This is a genomic window from Gemmata algarum (assembly GCF_034097035.1).
GTDB lineage: Bacteria > Planctomycetota > Planctomycetia > Gemmatales > Gemmataceae > Gemmata > Gemmata algarum.
Window position 1 is genome coordinate 1 of record NZ_JAXBLV010000073.1, and the last position, 1,605, is coordinate 1,605.

Annotated in this window: 1 protein-coding gene; it reads left to right on the plus strand. The window is 70.5% G+C overall.

Going from position 1 to position 1,605, the window contains the following annotated elements; all coding sequences use genetic code 11:
* Positions 1–131 precede the first annotated feature (131 nt).
* On the plus strand, positions 132–1,605 hold a 1,474-nt coding region (locus R5W23_RS07610), incomplete at its 3' end, for an ISKra4 family transposase (protein ID WP_320685819.1).

Sequence of the window (1,605 nt, forward strand, 5' to 3'; positions counted from 1 at the left end):
GGCGTAACCGGTCGGGCTCGGTGTGAAAAGTGTTGTTATGTAAGTGATCTTGGCATGGGCTGGTGACGAAATGGCCTTCTTGGCGGAAAACGTGAGTTACCACACCACCCGTCGCCCGAACCAAGAAGGCCGTGAGTCATGATCGCACACGCCGCCGAGATCGGCAATGCCCCGTCCCTGAGCGCCCTCACCGACCCGCTGCTCGCGTTCGCGCATCAGGCGGCCCATCAGGGGCGTCCCGCCCACGAGGTCGAGCGGGCCATCTGGGACCGGGTCCTCGAGTTGGGACGCGCGGCCCTGGGCCTGTTCCTCAAGCTCCAAGGGACCGGGGACGTGGCCCCCAGGTCGCGCTCCCCGACGGCTCGGTCGCCGACCGGCTCCCGACGACCCACGCCCGGACGTATCGCTCGGTGTTCGGGGACTTCACCCTGACTCGGACCTGCTACGGCACCCGGGACGGACAGCGGATCGCGTTGGTACCGCTGGACAACCGCCTCCAGTTGCCCGCCAGCGACTACTCCTACCTGCTCCAGGAGTGGGACGCCGCACTCGGGTGCGAGTCCGCCTTCGCCCGGGTCGCGGCCACGATCCGCGACATCCTCGGGGTCGAACAACCCGTCGATTCCCTGGAGCGGAACCACCGCCGGGTGGCGGCCTCGGTCGAGTCGTTCCGGGCCGCGCGGCCGGTCCCGGGGCCGGCCGACGAGGGGGCGGTGTTCGTGGTGTCGGCGGACGGCAAGGGGGTGCCGATGCGGCGGGGGGCGGGCGACCCGCCGGCGAAGGCCCGCCGGGGCAAAGGTGATAAGGCGAACAAGAAGCGGATGGCGATCGTCGGGGCCGTGTACTCGGTCGATCGGCACCCGCGGACGGCGGCTGAGGTGACCGCCGCGTTGTTCCGGGATCCCCGTTCGGACCGGGCTCCGAGACCGGATCGGCCGGTGCCGGTGGGCAAGCACGTGTGGGGGCGGTTGAGCCGTGCGTCGGACGGGTCCCTGGGGGAGCCGATCGACGCCGTGTTCGGGTGGCTGACCGGTGAGTTGGGCCGGCGGAACCCGTCGGGGCGTCCGGTGGTGTGCGTGATGGACGGGCCGGAGGCCCTCTGGGACGGCCGGGTCCGGCACGTGCCGGGGGCGGTGGAGGTGCTGGACATCCTCCATGTCACGCCCCGTCTGTGGCAGGCCGCCCACCTGTTCCACCGGGAAGGGACGCCGGGGGCGACCCAGTTCGTCCGTGACCGGGTGGAGCGAATCCTGGGCGGGTGCGTGAAGGGAGTGGTCGCCGGGTTGCGGCGACTGGGGACCACTCGGGGACTGAGCGGGTCGAGGAAGAAGGCCCTCGGGACGATCTGCGGGTACCTGTCGGGGAACGCCGGCCGGATGCGGTACGACGAGTACCTGCGCGAGGGCTACCCGATCGCCAGCGGTGTGATCGAGGGCGCGTGCCGGCACTACGTGAAGGACCGGCTGGAGCGGTCCGGGATGCGGTGGACGAGGGCCGGTGCCCAGGCCATGTTGGACGTCCGAAGTGAGTTCCTCAACGGCGATTGGACGGTGTTCCAGAGCCACCGCATCGAGCGGGAGACACAACGGATGTACCCGCACCGAC